14 protein-coding genes are annotated in these 16,633 nt (G+C 65.4%); 9 read left to right on the forward strand and 5 right to left on the reverse strand.

Annotated elements, in window-relative coordinates; translation table 11 throughout:
• Positions 1-180: 180 nt before the first annotated feature.
• Positions 181-1,860 carry a sigma-54-dependent Fis family transcriptional regulator gene (locus tag ACFSZT_RS20295; protein ID WP_377391518.1) on the forward strand — a complete coding sequence of 560 codons (1,680 nt, stop codon included), beginning with the start codon at positions 181-183 and terminating at the stop codon, positions 1,858-1,860.
• Positions 1,861-1,978: 118 nt separating this feature from the next.
• Positions 1,979-3,409: an aldehyde dehydrogenase gene (locus ACFSZT_RS20300; RefSeq protein WP_377391521.1), complete on the forward strand. Its 1,431-nt coding sequence runs from the start codon at positions 1,979-1,981 to the stop codon at positions 3,407-3,409.
• Between the two features lie 448 nt (positions 3,410-3,857).
• On the opposite strand, the gene ACFSZT_RS20305 is transcribed toward ACFSZT_RS20300, so the two are convergent.
• The 5 genes from ACFSZT_RS20305 to ACFSZT_RS20325 form a co-directional block, all read right to left on the reverse strand.
• On the reverse strand, positions 3,858-4,541 hold the full coding sequence (locus ACFSZT_RS20305) for a YdcF family protein (RefSeq protein ID WP_377391524.1): 684 nt from the start codon (positions 4,539-4,541) through the stop codon (positions 3,858-3,860).
• Between the two features lie 18 nt (positions 4,542-4,559).
• Complete coding sequence (locus ACFSZT_RS20310) at positions 4,560-4,883, reverse strand: UTRA domain-containing protein (protein ID WP_377391610.1); 324 nt, start codon at positions 4,881-4,883, stop codon at positions 4,560-4,562.
• Positions 4,884-5,140: 257 nt separating this feature from the next.
• A complete protein-coding gene (locus tag ACFSZT_RS20315) occupies positions 5,141-6,952 on the reverse strand; it encodes an ABC transporter permease (protein WP_377391527.1) in 1,812 nt (603 codons plus the stop codon).
• Positions 6,949-8,112, reverse strand: coding sequence for an ABC transporter ATP-binding protein (locus ACFSZT_RS20320; RefSeq protein ID WP_377391530.1), 1,164 nt, complete (start codon positions 8,110-8,112; stop codon positions 6,949-6,951). The genes ACFSZT_RS20315 and ACFSZT_RS20320 overlap by 4 nt, the downstream gene beginning before the upstream one ends.
• Positions 8,109-9,158, reverse strand: a complete 1,050-nt coding sequence (locus tag ACFSZT_RS20325) for an extracellular solute-binding protein (RefSeq protein WP_377391533.1) — start codon at positions 9,156-9,158, stop codon at positions 8,109-8,111. The genes ACFSZT_RS20320 and ACFSZT_RS20325 overlap by 4 nt, the downstream gene beginning before the upstream one ends.
• Positions 9,159-9,376: 218 nt before the next feature.
• Here ACFSZT_RS20325 and ACFSZT_RS20330 point away from each other — a divergent pair, with 218 nt between their 5' ends.
• From ACFSZT_RS20330 to ACFSZT_RS20360, 7 genes are all read left to right on the forward strand, one after another.
• Positions 9,377-10,639, forward strand: a complete 1,263-nt coding sequence (locus tag ACFSZT_RS20330) for a CaiB/BaiF CoA transferase family protein (protein WP_377391536.1) — start codon at positions 9,377-9,379, stop codon at positions 10,637-10,639.
• The gene (locus ACFSZT_RS20335; protein ID WP_377391539.1) at positions 10,626-11,804 is read left to right on the forward strand and encodes an acyl-CoA dehydrogenase family protein; all 1,179 of its coding nucleotides are present in this window, start codon (positions 10,626-10,628) and stop codon (positions 11,802-11,804) included. The genes ACFSZT_RS20330 and ACFSZT_RS20335 overlap by 14 nt, the downstream gene beginning before the upstream one ends.
• Before the next feature lie 2 nt (positions 11,805-11,806).
• Positions 11,807-12,091: an enoyl-CoA hydratase-related protein gene (locus ACFSZT_RS20340; protein WP_377391542.1), complete on the forward strand. Its 285-nt coding sequence runs from the start codon at positions 11,807-11,809 to the stop codon at positions 12,089-12,091.
• A gap of 34 nt (positions 12,092-12,125) precedes the next feature.
• A protein-coding gene (locus ACFSZT_RS20345; protein ID WP_377478175.1) for an IS5 family transposase occupies positions 12,126-12,994 on the forward strand; the annotation gives its coding sequence in 2 pieces (ribosomal slippage) (positions 12,126-12,491 and positions 12,494-12,994; 867 coding nt in all).
• Positions 12,995-13,540, forward strand: coding sequence for an enoyl-CoA hydratase-related protein (locus ACFSZT_RS20350; RefSeq protein WP_377386836.1), 546 nt, complete (start codon positions 12,995-12,997; stop codon positions 13,538-13,540).
• Positions 13,537-15,429, forward strand: a complete 1,893-nt coding sequence (locus tag ACFSZT_RS20355; RefSeq protein ID WP_377385417.1) for an acyclic terpene utilization AtuA family protein — start codon at positions 13,537-13,539, stop codon at positions 15,427-15,429. Before ACFSZT_RS20350 ends, ACFSZT_RS20355 begins: the two co-directional genes overlap by 4 nt.
• A gap of 39 nt (positions 15,430-15,468) precedes the next feature.
• A complete protein-coding gene (locus tag ACFSZT_RS20360; RefSeq protein WP_377385420.1) occupies positions 15,469-16,242 on the forward strand; it encodes an IclR family transcriptional regulator in 774 nt (257 codons plus the stop codon).
• The last annotated feature ends 391 nt before the right edge of the window (positions 16,243-16,633 follow it).

Genomic DNA, 16,633 nt, shown 5'->3' on the forward strand with positions numbered 1-16,633 from the left:
GCAAGGAGGTCGCTCTGGAACTGACCCACCTGCGCTGCCTCGTCGCCGTCGCGGAGACCTCTCGCGGTGGCAAGCCCGCTGGTTGATCGCTGAGGCGGGCCGGCACCGGCGGCACCCGGCCACCTGATTCGTCCCCGCGGAACGGAGCGGAGGAAGAAGAGGGGAAAGGGATTCGACAACGTGGTCGACGAGCTGCCGACGCGTCCGGAGATCCTCGCCTCCTGGCGCCGGACCCAGGAGGCGGGACTGGCTCCTGATTCACGGCTCGACCCGGACAAGACGGAGCCCTTCGACGAGGCCAGCAGGCTGCGCCGGGCCGCGGCTCCGGTGCTCGACGAGCTCGCGGCCGCGCTCGACGGCTCCCGCTACACCCTCATCCTCGCCGATCAGAACGCCCTGCTGGTCGACATCCGCTACGGCCGCGACGCCATGCGCTCCGCGCTCGACGAAGTCGGCGCGGTGGTGGGAGGGCGGTTCACCGAGGCGGCGACCGGGACCAACTCGATCGCGACCGCCCTCGAGCTGCGCCGCGGCCTGAGTGTGCACGGGTCGGAGCATTACCTGGAGAGCTTCCGCCGGTTCGCCTGCTACGGCTTGCCGATCACCGATCCGGCCACTCGGCGCAACGCCGGGGTCCTCGACATCACCTGCCTCGAAGAGGATGCCTCCGAGCTGCTGCGGCCGTTCCTGCTCCGAGGCGTGCGCGACATCGAAGCCCGGCTGCTCGGGGACACCCGGCGGGCCCACCGCAGGATGCTGGCCGCATTCGACGCCGCGGCGCTTGCGACCTCCGACGCGCTCGTCGGGCTCGCCGCGGATCTCGTCCTCACCAACGATGCGGCGGCGGAGCTGCTCGAGCCCGCCGATCACGCCGCCCTGCAGTCGGTGGCGCTGGACATGGAACGGATGCGCCGCCGGACCTGGCGGTGTGCGTTCGAACTGAACTCGGGGGTGCAGCTGGAGCTGGAGGCGACAGTCCTGGACGGCGGGGTGCTCGTGCGACTCATGCACGGACGTCGCACCGCTCCGGTCCGGAGGCGACGCCGCGTCGACGCGAGCCCGGACTGGCACGCCCCGCTGGAACGCGACCTCGCCCGCTACCGCGCAGCGGGCAGCTCCGTGCTCGTGCACGGCGAACCCGGCACCGGCCGGCGGACCGTCGCGCGCAGGCTCACCACGGAGGGGCCGCTCGAGCGTGGCGGCCATGGCTCGACCATCGAGCTCGACGGGCCGTCGGTGTCGCCGAACACCGTCGGTGACATCCCACCCGGCACGCGGACCGTGCTCATCACCGACGCCGATCTGCTGTCCGAAGAGGTCGCCGCTCTGGTGGAGCGCCGGGTGGCCAGAGACGACCTTCGGCTCGTGCTCACCACGACGGCCACCGCGCTCAAGGGGCACGTCGCGATGCTCGTCGCCCGGTGCCCCGTTCGTCTCGAACTGCCCACCCTGCGCTCGCGCCGGGACCGGATTCCCGGCCTCGCCACGGCGCTGCTGCGTGAACGCAACGCCGGCCTCCGGCTCACGCCGAACGCTCTGCGTGTCCTCGCTTCCCAGGACTGGCCGGGAAACTTGCGAGAGCTGATCTCGGTCATCGAACACCTCGCGGACCTACGTAGCACTGGAGACCTCACCGAGGCCGATCTCCCGCCGGGCTACCGAGTGCTGCGACGCGCGACACCGGGCGCCATGGAACAGGCCGAGCGCGACGCGATCATCGAGGCACTCCGCGAGTGTGACGGCAACAAGGTGCATGCCGCGGCAAAGCTCGGGATCAGCCGCACGACGCTCTACAAGCACATTCGGATGCACCGCATCGACGTGGCCGCGCTTCGCCTCGGCTCGGACGTGGCCGGCTGACGTTCCGCTCGTCACCCGATCGGACTGTTCAGCAACTGGACAGATAGCGAAGGCAGACGTGGGAGAGGGTCGCCGTAGTGGCCGCCGGCCCGATCGACCCAATGAAGGAGCTCGAATCATGTCCTCGACGAACCACGACCGGCTCTATATCGACGGCGACTGGGTTGTGCCCAGTTCGTCGGCACGGATCGAGGTCATCTCGCCCAACAGCGCTGAGGGCATCGGCTCGGTGCCCGAGGCAGCCGAAGCCGATGCCGATGCCGCCGTGGCCTCTGCCCGCAGGGCACTTCCGGAGTGGGCGGCCACACCGGTGGCCGAGCGTGCGCGGATCCTGCGTACCTTCGCCGATGCGATCGAGAAGCGGGCCGACGACATGCACCAGACCGTCGCGTCCCAGAACGGAATGCCCATCGCGGTGGCGAGCCAGCTGGAGACGAACTACCCGACCACACTGCTGCGGATGTACGCGAGTCTCATCGAGTCCGAGACCGACGACGTCCGTGACGGCGCCTGGGGCGGGCGAATCAGCGTCGAACGCGAACCCATCGGTGTCGTCGCGGCGATCGTGCCGTGGAACTTCCCGCAGACCCTGGCTTCGTTCAAGTACGCTCCCGCGCTCGCGGCCGGCTGCACCGTGGTGATGAAGCCGTCCCCGGAGACCGTGCTCGACTCCGTCCTGCTGGCTGAGGCCGCGATCGACGCCGGGCTGCCTCCCGGCGTGCTCAACATCGTGCCTGGCGGTCGTGGGCTCGGCGCGTACCTGGTGGAGCACCCCGGGATCGACAAGGTCGCCTTCACTGGTTCCACCGCGGCGGGGCGTCGGATCGGGGAGACCTGCGGGCGGCTGTTGCGACCGGTCACCCTCGAGCTGGGCGGCAAGTCCGCCACCATCGTGCTGGACGACGCCGAGCTCGACCTGGCGAAGATCGGAAACGACCTGTTCGTCGCCACCCTGGCCAACAACGGGCAGACCTGCTTCCTCGGCACCCGCGTGCTCGTCCCACGGTCGCGCTACTCCGAGGTCGCGGACCTGATCACCGCGTTCGCCGAGTCGATGACCGTCGGGGACTCGCTCGACCCCGCCACCCAGATCGGGCCGCTGGCGACCGAGCACCACCGCGAGCGGGTGGAGGGTTACATCGCGAAGGGCGTTGCCGAGGGCGGCCGGATCACCACCGGTGGCGGGCGACCCGACCGGCCCGGCTGGTTCGTGCAGCCGACGGTCTTCACCGAGATCGACAACAGCGCGACCATCTGCCAGGAGGAGATCTTCGGCCCGGTGCTCACACTGACCCCGTACGAGAACGACGCGGAAGCCGTGCGCATCGCCAACGATTCCAGCACGGGACTCGGCGGATCGGTGTGGACCTCGGACCCGGAGCGCGGAATGGCCGTGGCCAAGCAGATCCGGACGGGCACGATCGGCATCAACCGGTACATCCCCGACCCGGCCGCCCCGTTCGGTGGCGTGAAGGAGTCGGGTATCGGCCGCGAGCTCGGCCCCGAGGGCCTCGCCGGCTACCGCCAGCTCAAGTCGATCTACCGCTGACCCGGGTTCGGACCAGGGTCACGGATGCCGGGATCGTGCTAGAGGTAAGTCCCGGCGGCACGGACCTGACACCCACCGACCGGGTGATCTTCCGCCCGTGTACGGGCGGTGCCGGGACTGTGCCCCGGGACATGACCAACCCTGGTGCGAGTTGGTAGGCGGCGACCTTGAAGGTGCACGTGCGGGGACATTCAACCAACCTGTCAGCGGGAGAACCGAGGAGTATCCGGACTTCACGTCGAACAGTTGAAACCGATCGAACTCGGTGACCCACGTCGGCATTGACAACACGGACCGATTCGCGCAGACGGCTTTCCTCCCCGCAATATGAGCAAACCACCGAGCTGGACGTGGCGGCCAGCCCGATGTCGTACTTCGTATGTTCCGGGCTGCACGTTCCCCGTCATCTCACCAAACGTCGGCCCGGGCACGACGGCCTCTGAGGGCCTCAGCGGGTCTGGCTGGCCGGGATGAGGCGGCTGGTGTAGCCGGCGGCGATCAGGCGTTCGTAGGCGGCGCGGACCTCGCCGGGGATGTCCTGCGGGTCGATCTCGCCGGACTTGCCTTGGAGTTCGAGACGCTGGGTGTCGCCGACGAGCATGTTCGCCACGCGGTCGGGCTCGCCGATGATGGCGACGTAGGTATCGAGATCGTGTTGCGCGCCCGAACAGAGGATCTCCACGTCGGGCCACAGTTTGGCGGCGATGGCCTGTGCCCGCCGCTGCTGGTACGGCCGGGAGATCAGCAGCACGCTCTGGGGCGAGACGCCCTCGGCGGCCAGCAAGTCACGCGTGTAGTTGATGTTCTCGACCGTGTTGGTGGCGCGGGTCTCGACGCGGATCGCGGAGGCCGGCACCCCGTACTCCTGGGCGATCTCCCGGAAGTGGACCGCCTCGCCACGCGGGAACCGCTCGACGGTGGTGGGCGCGTTCGCGCCGGTGAACACGATCAGCGGGAACAGGCCGCGCCGGTACAGCTCCGCGGCGTAGACGGCCACACCACCGTCGTGGCTACCCAGACCCACGGCGACATCGACCGGTCGTAGCTCGTCGTCCACCCGGTGGAAACGCCACAGCGTCTCCACATCGCGACGGACGTCGGGTGACCAGGGTTCGGCGTGGTGCGTCGTCATGGCTCCGTGCTTCTCGGGCTAGTCCGGGATCTGAAAACTGTACGTCCACGCAAACCGGGACGCCGCGTGCACGCCACGGGCGAACTCAACCGGCACGTCCTCGACCGTGAACGTCGTCCGATGCAGCACAACGACCGGTTCACCAGACGGTAGCTCGAGCTCGTCGACTTCCTCCGGCGTCGGCATACGGGCCCGGATCGTCTCGGTCATGTGGTCGGGCTCCAAACCCTGCACGGTCAGGACAGCGAACCCGCCCCCGGGCGTCGCGGTGCCAGGCTTCGGGTCGGTGATGGGCGTGCCCTCGACATGCTCGGGCCGGTAGTAGCGCGCCGCACAGGCCATCCGGGCCACGCAGCTTCTTGTCCAGGGTGTAGCTCCACATCTCGGGCTTCGTGGCACCTACTTCTTCGGCATGGCTACATCCTTGTTCCCAACGTGACGCGCCTTTACAAACTCAGCGCGCTCATCCTGTCGGTGCCACTGCCAGCGTCTCGGGATCCAGACCCGAACTCCAGTCCCAAGGGAAGTGGTCGAAGTAGGCGGCGAAGGGACTCCCGCCCTGCCAAAGCCACTGATCGGCGTTCGAGGGCGGAGTCTCTCTACTGGACTCCATTCCCGGATGCAGACGTCGACGACAAACGCCGGGTCCTACGCCTGGTCGCTCGCCCACCACGGGAGCGACCGGTGCGGCGTGCGAGCAACAGCACGGCCCCACCGATCACGCTACAAACGGCAGTGATCATCACGCCCAATGCCGCCACGAGCCCGTACGTTCCACTGGTGGCAAGGTCGAGCATCACAGAGCCCGCGACCTGGGATGAAGGGCCGGCCAACATTGCCGACGCGGTCAGGTCGCCGGCGACGAGCACGAAGACCATCACCCATCCGGCGAGTAGACCAGGCAACATCAGCGGTACGACGACCCGGACGAAGGTACGCCCTTCGGAAGCACCCGAGATCAGGCTCGCCTCGGACAACGTGGGCCCCAGTTGGGAGAGCGCGGAGTTCGCGTTCACACTCGCCTGAGGCAGATACATCACCAGATAGCCCACGAACAGAATGACCAGTGTGCCCTGCAGGTTGAACGGCGGACCCGACACAGCCACGATCAGGGCCAACGCGACCACGACATGGCTCAGCGCGCCCGGCAACTTCGCGACCGCGTCTGCACCCCGGCCCAGCCAGCTCTTGGGGCGCCGCTCCATGAAATAGGCGATGATCGCTACCACAGCCATCGCCACACATGCGGTCAGCGCCCCGAGCAGCACGCTGTTACGCAAGGCCTGCACCGTGACCGAACCATTCGAGAGCAGGTCGCGATAGTGGTCGAAGGTCAGCCCTGCGAAGGTGAGCTCACCAGACCAGAACGACTGGAGTGAGACGTAGACGAGCGCGAGGACCGGAAGCACCGCCGCGAAAGCAACGTAGGCCAACATGAGAAGTCGCGCCACCCACGTGAACCAGCCCAGGTCCACCCGGCTCGGGCTCGAGGTCTTGCCTTCCAGACGCGCGTGGCGAGCCAGCTTGGTCACCCGCCGTTGCAGCAGCAGCGAGGAACCGATCACGAGCACCACCAGCAGTCCGAGGACGGACGCCTGATCAACTCGCGCCGGGAATTCGTAGGTCGTCAGTCGTACGACCCGTACGATGAGGTTGTCGATTCCGGCCGACGAACCGACCAGGAACGGGATCGAGAACAGGGCGAAACCGGCGGCCAATGCCAACAACGCAGCATTGATCAGTGCGGGGCAGATCGCCGGCAGTGTCACCTTCAACAGCGTTCCGAACGCACCGACGCCGTTGACCCTCGACGCCTCCTCCAGCGACGGTTCCAGATTTCTCAACGCCGCAGAGACCACCAGGTAGACATGCGGTACCAGACTGATGGTGAACAGAACGAGGATGCCGGGCCATGAGAAGACGTCGACAGGCCCTTCGAAGCTCACGTCCACCCCGATCATGGCCGCGAGTTCCTTCATGAGCACGTTGAGCGTGCCGGATCCGGGGGTACCCAACAGGACCCAGCCGATCGCCGAGGCCAGGGGTGGGACAAAGAGAGGCAGAACAGGCATCACTTGTGTCAGCCAGTTCATCTCGGCCGTGGTGCGCTCGGTAAGCCAGGCGAACACCGTGCCGATGATCAGGGCGGCGGCCACACCGATACCCACCGCGATCAGGGTGTCACGCAGCATCGGCCAGAACCACGGCGCACTGAATACCTGGCCGAATGCGCCCTGAAGCGTGCCTTCGTCACCGAAGGTGAGGTTGTAGATCATCATTGCCAGCGGTGCGATGATCAGCACGATCATCGCTGCCGACGTCGCCCGGCCCACACCAGCGAATTTGCTCCGCCGCGGCACACGGACGATCGGCACTCCCGACGCAGGGCTATGCGTTGAGAAAGTGCTCATGATTGCTCCTCAGCGAACACAAGCAGGTCGTCGGGCGCGACCGAGAGCCACACCCTCTCGCCCTCGGAAGGCGCCCTACCGTGTCCCGCCCACACCCGAATGAGGCCTATGGCCGTTCGCACTAAACATTCGGTGCGGGAGCCCGCTAGGAACAGCGCTGCGTTGACCTCACCAGCAAGGACATTCGGGCCTTCGGGCCTCTCTGCATGGATGATCCACCGCTCCGGGCGTGCCATCAACACCACTCTGTCAGGCAGTTCGGCGTCGGTGTGGACAAGCCACTGGTCGCCGTTCTCAGTCTGCGCATGAAGCTGTCCCGGCGCGGAGCGGTCGGTGACGGTGGCAGGCATCTCGTCTACCGTGCCGACGAAACGGGCGACGTACGCGCTCGCAGGATGCTCGTAGATCTCCCGAGGCGGACCCAATTGCGCGATCCGACCCTGGTCCAAGACGGCAATCCGGGTGCCGAGCGCCATCGCCTCGTCCTGGTCGTGGGTTACGTAGACGGCAGTGAAACCGAGTTGCCGCTGTAGCCGCAGGATCTCAATGCGCAACTGGTCGCGGACCTTGGCGTCGACATTCGAAAGCGGCTCGTCGAACAGCACTACGTCGCTGGCGGAGACGACCGCTCGCGCCAGCGCGACGCGCTGCTGCTGTCCACCGGAGAGCTGGGTCGGATACTGCTGCTCCAGCCCATCGATGCCGACCGTTGCGATGATCTCGCCCACCCGCTGTTGGATCTCCGCCTTGGCCACCTTGGCCGCCCGCAACGGGTACGCGACATTGTCGAAGACCGTCATATGAGGCCATAGCCCATAGGACTGGAACACCATCGAGACCGGTCGTCGCTCCGGAGGCACGTTGCTGCGACGGGAAGCTGAGAAACAGGTGATGTCGTTGATCTTGATGGTTCCTGAGTCTGGAGAATCGAGACCCGACAGTGCGCGGAGCAGCGTGGTCTTTCCGCACCCACTGGGGCCGAGCAGGATGAGAATTTCTCCCGAGTAGACATCGAGGTCGATCCCGTCGATGGCCCGAGTTACCTCGCCATCTTCGCGAGCGAATGCCTTGTGCAGATTCCGCACGCTGATGCGTGGCGGATGCGAGGACCCAGCGACCGCCTCGGTAACGTCAGTCGCTTGCCGTGCCGCGAGACTCATCGCAACCCCAGCTGACCCAGAATCGTGCTGCGCTGCGCATCGGCTTCGTCTGGCGCGATCTGCTCATACCCATCCGGCTTGGGGTCGGTGCCCGGTAGCGCACCCAGCGGCGAGACCGTGTTGACGTTGAGCTCCTCCTGGCCGGCCTTGGAGAGCAGGTAGTCGTAGAACAGTCGACCGGCATCCGCGTTGGGGGCGTCAGTAGCCAAAGCGGTGGAGAACTCGACACCGACGGTCGGCGAGAGCGCGATGAACTCCACCGGTGCGCCCTTCGCCTTGACCAGTTCCGTGGTTGGCCTGGTGCCGGGAACCGACAGTTCCGCTCCTCCAGATGCCACCGTCTGGGTCGCGTTGACGATGCTGGGGAAGATCGCAGGCTTCTGCGCGGCGATCTTCTCGAGGAAATCATCACCGAGCTCTCGACTCAGCAGGTAGTCCAGCTGCAGATAGGCCGGAACGTTGCGAGGGTCACCGAACTGAATCTTGCCCTTGTAGGCGGGATCGAGAAGGTCCTCCCACTGCTGCGGCGGCTCCTTGACCAGGTTCGTGTTGTAGGTGACGCCCAGCGGCACGATGCTTACGAGTGCGACGCCCTGGTCGTATGAGTCCTTAGGCCAACCGTCCAAGGAAGGCAACTCGGGCTTCGTCTCGAACCAACCGTCCTCGCGGCCACTCACGAAGAATTCCGGATCGCCGACGGTGACCACGTCGGCCGGCGAAGATCCCGCCGTCCGCTCCTGAGAATACCTCGCAGTCACCTGGCCGGTGGTCAGCCGCTGCACCTGGACGCTCACGCCGGGGTACCGCTCCTCGAACGCTTGAGCCGTGGCTTCCGCGGTATCTGTGTCAACCGAGGTGTACCAGGTCAGCGACCCGTCGGCCTTGGCGGCCTCATACAACGGATTGTCCGTATCCGTCTCGGCATCAGAGTTCTGTGACGCGCACGCGGCGAGGGTTGTCAGGGCCAGAGCCGCGGCGCATCCCCGAACCACCGCCCGGAAGCGGGGGCCGCGACGGCGACGGTGCCGGTTCGGCTGGTCAGTCATGTGATTCCTCCGGGAATTGAGGGCGCGAAGACCAACGCACTCAGCTTCGCTCCTGCGAACTATGCTTCGCCCTGGGCGCATATTACCCACGTCACACATCGCGTCAAGGGCCCGATCCCGCACGAAACCTCCTTCAACCCAGGCGCGTTGACAACCCCACGCGCGCTTCCTATGGTTCGCCCTATAGAAGTCGACTTCGCCAGGACGTAGGAGCTTGCATGGATAGTCCAGGGCAGCGTGCGTGGCGCACGGAGAGGCAGCGGACCGGACCACTCGCCGGCCTGAAGGTCATCGACCTCACGACCGTGGTGATGGGTCCCTTCGCCGCCCAGATCCTGGGAGATCTCGGTGCCGACGTCGTCAAGGTCGAGTCGCCCACCGGAGATTCGATCAGAGGAATCGGACCGTGGCGCAACGAGGGCATGGGTCCGCTCTTCCTGCAGAACAACCGCAATAAGCGCAGCGTGGTCCTCGACCTCAAGTCACCCGAGGATAGAGCGAACCTGCTGAAGCTGGCCGACACCGCGGACGTCTTCATCTCCAACATCCGACCGGCAGCCATGATGCGCCTGGGCCTGACGAGTGATGAGTTGGCCGCGCGCAACCCCCGCCTGATCGTCTGCAATGCAGTCGGTTATGGATCCGGTGGGCGCCGGTCTGGACAGGCCGTCTACGACGACCTCATACAGGCTGCTGCTGGCATCGCCGGACTCTTCGGCGCCGTCGACGGCACTTCCCGATATGCACCGACGAACATCGGAGACCGTACGGCGGCCCTGTACGTGGTGATCGCGGTCCTGGCGGCTTTGCGTCATCGCGAACAAACCGGCCAGGGCCAGTCGGTCGAAGTCCCGATGTTCGAGACGATGGCGCAGTTCGTCCTTGCCGATCACATGGGCGGTGCCGCCTTCGATCCTCCGTTGGGCCCCATGGGATACCGTCGGCTCCTGTCACGCCACCGTGGTCCCTACCCGACGGCGGACGGGCACCTCAGCCTGGTCGTATACACCAACGACCAGTGGCGACGCTTCCTTCCACTGGTAGGCGCCGAGGGCCTGCTCGACGACGACCCGCGGTTCGCAAGCCAGGAAAGCCGGACGGCGCACGCGGATGAGGTCGGCCGATGGCTCGCCGGCCATCTCACATCGCGCACGACTGAGGAATGGCTCAAGCTGCTCGCAGAAGTCGACATCCCCGCCAGCCGCGTGAACACCCTCGAAACACTCCTGGAGGACCCACATCTCAATGACGTCGACTTCTTCGTCGACTACGACCACCCAAGCGAGGGCCGGCTTCGTACGACGCGGTTCCCGATCGAGTTCAGCGCGTCACCGTGCGACATGCCTGCTCCGGCGCCAACACGCGGGGCACACCGGCTCGCCGACATTTTGAACGAGCCAAAATCCGGGCGCGCAACCCAGTCGTCTGATGCAACGTTCGCCCCCACCACAACGACAGGAGAGCGAAATGAAGGGTCTTGAAGCCTACGCGGACACCGAAGACCGCATCGCCATCCGTGACGCCGTCAAGGCGATCTGCGACAAGTTCGACGATGAGTACTGGCGCGAGCTCGACCGCACCGGCAAGTTCCCCTTCGAATTCACCCAGGCCATCGCCAATGGCGGTTGGCTGGGGATCGCAATGCCCGAGGAGTACGGTGGCGGCGGCATGGGCATCACCGAGGCCTGCATCATGATGCAGACCATCGCGGGTTCCGCAGGTACGATGGCCGCGGCGTCCTCAGTGCACATCAACATCTTCGGCCCCCACGCGATGGTCGTCCACGGTACCGAAGAGCAGAAGAAGCGCTGGATCCCATCGATGGTCGACGGCACCACCCGTGCCTGTTTCGGGGTCACCGAACCCGACGCAGGCCTCAACACCACCCGCCTGTCGACCAAGGCCGTGCGAAATGGTGACCACTACGTCGTCAACGGACGCAAGATGTGGATTTCCACAGCCCAGGAGGCCGACAAGATCATGCTCCTGGCCCGCACCACCCCGCTCGAGGACTGCGCGCGCCCCACCGATGGCCTGTCCGTCTTCTTCACCGACTTCAACCGCGAGTTCATCGAGGCACGCGAGGTCGAGAAGATGGGTCGGCACGCGGTGGACTCCAATGCCCTGTTCATCGACAACCTCCCCGTTCCCGTGGAGGACCGTATCGGCGAGGAGGGCAAAGGTTTTTACTACATCCTCGACAGTCTCAACCCCGAACGGATGCTCAACGCCGCCGAGGCCATCGGGATCGGACGACGAGCCCTGAGCAAAGCCGCCCAGTACAGCAACGAACGGATTGTGTTCGACCGACCCATCGGCAAGAACCAGGCAATCCAGCACCCTCTAGCCGAGAGCTGGTCGGAGCTGTACGCCTCGGAAATGATGCTGCTGCACGCCGCCAGCCTCTACGACACCGGGCAATCCTGTGGTCTTCAGGCTAACGCCGCCAAGTACTTGGCCGCTGACGCTGCCTTCCACGCAGCCGACCGAGCGGTACGTACTCACGGCGGCATGGGCTACTCGGTGGAGTACAACGTCGAACGGTACTTCCGTGAGTCCCTGCTGCCCCGGATCGCACCGGTCTCCCGGGAGCTGATCCTCTGCTTTATCGCCGAGCGTGCCCTCGACCTGCCGAAGTCGTACTGATCATGTCCCACAGCCCCGCCATTCTCACCGAGCGCCGCGGCCGCGCGTACTGGGTGAGCATCAACCGCCCCGAGCAGCGCAACGCGATGAACACAGCCGTTCTCGACGGCATCGCGACCGCACTGCACCGCGCCGAGGCCGACGAGGCCATCCGTGCGGTAGTTCTCACCGGTGTCGGCGATCGCGCCTTCTGCGCCGGCGCCGATCTCACCGACGGCCCCGACACATTCACAGCACAGCTCGCCGACCCCATGACCGACTTCGGCCGCCTAGGGCGTGTCCTGTAAATGATCTAGCTGCGGATGGGGTTTGATCTTGTCCGTGGTTGGTCGGGGTGAGTTGACGGATCGGGCCTGGGCGCGGATTGAGCCGCTGCTGCCGGCGGTGTCGGGGCCGGGGCGGCGGTGGCGGGATCACCGGCAGGTGATCAATGCGATTCTGTGGAAGCTTCGGACCGGCGCGCCCTGGCGTGATCTGCCCGAACGGTATGGGCCGTGGAAGACCGCCCATGAGCGGCTGCGGTTGTGGACCAAGGACGGTACCTGGCAGCGGATTCTGGACGAGGTGATCGTCAAAGACGACGCTGTCGGGGACGTGGAGTGGGTGATCAGTGTCGATTCCTCGGTGGTCCGGGCTCACCAGCATGCTGCGGGAGCCCGGAAAAAGGGGGCTGCACGCCCGCCATCGAGGCGATCGCGGTCGACGGCGAAGGACTCGGACGTTCCCGCGGCGGATTGAGCACCAAGATCCACCTCGTGGTCGAGGGACGCGGGCTGCCCATGCGGGTTGTGCTCACCCCGGGGCAGGCTGGTGACAATCCACAATTGGTGCCGCTGCTGGACGGGATCCGTGTCGCTCGCACCGGGCCTGGCCGCCCACGCCGCCGTCCCGAGGTGGTGATCGCGGACAAGGCCTATTCGCACCCCTCGACCCGCCACGCCCTGCGACAACGCCGGATCCGGTTCGTCAGCCCCGAACGCGACGACCAAATCGCCCGCCGCGCCGCGCACGGCTCACGGGGCGGACGCCCGCCCGCCTTCGACGCCGAGTTGTACAAGCAGCGCAACGTCGTCGAACGCTGCTTCAACCGGCTCAAACAGTTCCGCGACCTAGCCACCCGCTACGCCAAACGCGCCGCCTACTACCAGGCAGAACTCACCATCGCCGCCATCATCCTCTGGCTACGATGAATTGCAGGACACGACCTAGCCCGGCAGGTACGGGTATTCAGCAAGCCAATCATCGCGCGAGTCAACGGAGCATGCGTGGCAGGTGGCATGGCGTTGCTGAGTTTGTGCGACCTGTCAGTTGCCTCCGCGACTGCCCGGTTCGGGCTTCCGGAGGTGAAGGTCGGCGTCTTCCCGATGCAGGTCGCCGTCTATCTGCGTCACACCCTCACTCCGCCCCAGCTGGCCGAACTGGCATATACCGGGGAACTCATCGACGCGGCCCGCGCCGAACGCCTTGGACTGGTCGGCCGGATCGCCCCAGCCTCCGAGCTCGACGCCACCGTCACGAATCTCGTCGCGAACATCGAGCTCGGCGCACCACAGGCAATCCGCCGAGGCAAATACGCACTGGCGGCAATGGCGAACATGTCCTTCGACGAGGCGCTCGCCTTCGCCGAGACCCAGATTGCTGTCACATCGCGCACCCCTGAGGCGATCGAGGGAATCGCTGCCTTCAACGAGCGTCGCCGTCCCGCCTGGCAGCTGACTGTTGAGGAGCAGGATTGAGCAGTCATCACACATCCCGTAGCGTCAGCATTGGTGGTGCTTCAGGCGCATGGGGCGACAGCCCACTGGCGATCGGCCAACTCCTCGGCGAAGACATCGACTACCTGATGATGGATTACCTGGCCGAGGTGACCATGTCACTGCTCGCGCGCGCCCGCGCCAAGAACCCCGAGGCCGGCTACGTGCCCGACCTGCTCGCTTACCTCAAGCCACACCTAGCCACCCTTGCCGAGCGCGGGATTCGCGTGGTTACCAATGGCGGAGGACTCAACCCGCTAGGTGCACAGCGCGCCCTGCAATCGGCAATCGACGAAGCTGGGCTCAAGCTCAAAGTAGCAGCGGTGACCGGCGACAATGTCCTGTATGACATCAAGAAATTGGCCGCGTCGGACAGCGTCCGCACAGAGAACGGGGAACCAGTTCCCGAGGGCCTGCTGACCGCGAACGCCTACCTAGGTGCCCTACCCATTCGCGCAGCCCTCGACGATGGGGCATCGATCGTCATCACCGGCCGCTGCGCGGACAGCGCTCTGGCATTGGGCGTCCTCCAACACGAATTCGGCTGGTCGGCCGACGACTACCACCGCTTGGCGGCCGGGAGCCTCGTCGGCCACGTTCTCGAATGCGGCCCGCAAGCCACCGGCGGTACCTTCACCGACTGGTGGAAGGTCCCCGAATGGCACAACATCGGTTACCCAATCGCTCACTGCTCTCCTGACGGCAGCTTCGTACTGACAAAACCACGCGGGACCGGGGGCCTCATCGACTCGCGATGCGTCGCCGAGCAGATCCTGTACGAGATCGGTGACCCCAAAGCATACGTACTCCCAGATGTAATCGCTGATTTCTCCCACGTACGAGTGCGACGCATCGACGCCGATCACGTGCAAGTCTCCGGGGCACGTGGCCGGCCTCCGACGTCTAGTTACAAAGTCTCCGCGACGCTCCAAGAGGGCTACAAGTCCGTCAGCACCGTCTCCATCGTCGGCCCGCACGCTGCTGCGAAAGCACAGCGCACCGGTGAGGAGATGATCAAACGCGCTGAGCGGATCTTCGCCGAACTCGGCCTTGGACCCTACATCGACACCCGGATCGAGGTTCTGGGGGCGGAGTCGGCCTACGGATCACGCGCGGCCAACCGTGATGTGCGCGAGGTGGTGCTCCGCCTGGTGACCACGCACCCTCTCGAGAAAGCGCTTGCCTTGGCCGCCCGCGAAATCGGTTCGATCGGGCTCAGTTTCGCACCGGGCACCACCGGCATCATGGGTGGCCGTCCGAGGCCCACACCCCAGCTGGTGCTACGGACCCTATACCTGGACAAAAAAGCTGCACCAGCGGTGCATGTCGTCACCTCCGAGGGTGCCAAGCTCGTCAGAGAAGCTTTTTCTCCGGTGCCGCGAGGAAGCCAGAGCTGGTCGGCGCCGAGCAGAAGCGCCACCACTACGGATACGGCACCCCACGTCCCCTCGGACACCATCTCCGAGCCCGGGGTGGAAGTGCCGCTACATCGGATCGCCCACGCCCGTTCGGGAGACAAGGGAAACAGGGCGAACGTTGCCATAATCGCGCGCCGTCCTGAATTCTTCGAGTTGTTGCGCACGCAGGTTACGCCGGGAAAGATGGCCCGTCTATTTGCCGAGCAGGTTGCGGGACGGGTACAGGTCTTCGAGGCGCCCGGCTTATATGCGATCAACTTTTTGATGGACGACGCCCTTGGGGGCGGGGGAATTTCCTCCCTCCGCATCGACCCGCAGGGCAAGGCCTATGCACAGATGGCACTGGAGCTCACCGTAACCGTCCCCGCATCGATGACGGAACTGCTCGAGAACACGGCGCCCTCTGACGACTCGATGCCCTGGCGCGCACATCGCGACGTGGTGGCACAATGATTACGCGCACCCGGTCGACAGAGAGCGAGAGTCTGAGGCATGTCTAAGATTGTTGAGCGCACCATCGACTTCTTCGAACTCTTCGCGCGGGAGCAACGGCCGCTAACCTTGTCCGAGATCGCACGTTTCCTCGATATCCCGCTATCCAGTTGCCATGACGTCGTATCGACGCTGCGGCAACGTGGCTACGTGTACCAGGTGGGACAGCGCGAAGGGTTCTACGTGACCCGGCGCATGATGGATCTGACCACGAAGGCTTCGCGCGTAGACCTCACCGTGCAGCGGGCCGAATCACGGCTCCGAGCACTACGCGATGCCACCGGCGAGACAGTTGCACTGGCCCGCGGCAGCGCTATGACTCTGACGTATGTGCTCGTCGTCCCGTCGCTGAGCTCCTTCAGCGTGCATATCAACGTCGGTGATCCGGTGCGCGCCTATCACGCGACTTCAGCGGGAAAGGCGTTTCTCGGTGGAATGCCAGTGGACCAGCAGCGTGCATACCTTCGAAACTCTGGTCTCGAGCCGCTCACATCCAACACCATCACCGATGTCGAGCAACTGATCACCGAACTTGCCCTGTCGGAACAGCAGGGCATTTACCTCAACCGCGAAGAATCCGTCGAGGGGGTCACAACCGTCTCTGGCCGATTCACGTTCTCGGGTGTAACCTATGTGATCACCATTCCTGGCCCGTCGGTGCGTGTCCTTCACAAGCTCGACGAGGTGATCGAGCAGGTCAAGGCGGCTTGTGCTGATCTCTCCCGCGAACAAGATGCCCGCACAGATTCTATTGCCCAACTCTCGCCGACGTGACCATAAAGCAGTCGCGGAGCGAACGGGTGGCCACACTTCCGCATGCTGAACATCGAACCAACGACCGTGGACACATGCTCAAACCCGTCGATCGGCGGTGAAAGGCATACCCTCCCGATGATCAAGTAGACGGCAACACGACCGCTTGTGGAAAGTGGCCTTGGGCGCCCAAGCACTGTGGCTTCTGCCTATAGGACACGAATGCGGTACTCGCCGACAACGCCGACGACTTCGCCCAGCCCCCTCCATCATCACCACGTTCCACCGGCCTAGCCGAGACAACTTGGAGCCGCATACTGGACAGGTTCGGCGCCGCCCGCCCGCGATCGGCAAGTCAAGGCCGCGATCGCCCATGCCGTCACGGCTTGGAGTGCCGCTCGTCGATGGCTGC

The organism is Prauserella oleivorans, assembly GCF_042685745.1.
GTDB classification, from domain to species: domain Bacteria; phylum Actinomycetota; class Actinomycetes; order Mycobacteriales; family Pseudonocardiaceae; genus Prauserella_A; species Prauserella_A oleivorans.

Excerpts from the sequence above, each read along its gene's own strand:
- ACFSZT_RS20325 (WP_377391533.1), bottom strand. The coding sequence starts at position 9,158 with ATGACTGACCAGCCGAACCGGCACCGTCGCCGTCGCGGCCCCCGCTTC.
- ACFSZT_RS20315 (WP_377391527.1), bottom strand. The coding sequence starts at position 6,952 with ATGAGCACTTTCTCAACGCATAGCCCTGCGTCGGGAGTGCCGATCGTC.
- ACFSZT_RS20360 (WP_377385420.1), top strand. The coding sequence starts at position 15,469 with ATGTCTAAGATTGTTGAGCGCACCATCGACTTCTTCGAACTCTTCGCG.
- ACFSZT_RS20320 (WP_377391530.1), bottom strand. The coding sequence starts at position 8,112 with ATGAGTCTCGCGGCACGGCAAGCGACTGACGTTACCGAGGCGGTCGCT.
- ACFSZT_RS20330 (WP_377391536.1), top strand. The coding sequence starts at position 9,377 with ATGGATAGTCCAGGGCAGCGTGCGTGGCGCACGGAGAGGCAGCGGACC.
- ACFSZT_RS20300 (WP_377391521.1), top strand. The coding sequence starts at position 1,979 with ATGTCCTCGACGAACCACGACCGGCTCTATATCGACGGCGACTGGGTT.
- ACFSZT_RS20310 (WP_377391610.1), bottom strand. The coding sequence starts at position 4,883 with ATGGCCTGTGCGGCGCGCTACTACCGGCCCGAGCATGTCGAGGGCACG.
- ACFSZT_RS20340 (WP_377391542.1), top strand. The coding sequence starts at position 11,807 with ATGTCCCACAGCCCCGCCATTCTCACCGAGCGCCGCGGCCGCGCGTAC.
- ACFSZT_RS20305 (WP_377391524.1), bottom strand. The coding sequence starts at position 4,541 with ATGACGACGCACCACGCCGAACCCTGGTCACCCGACGTCCGTCGCGAT.
- ACFSZT_RS20335 (WP_377391539.1), top strand. The coding sequence starts at position 10,626 with ATGAAGGGTCTTGAAGCCTACGCGGACACCGAAGACCGCATCGCCATC.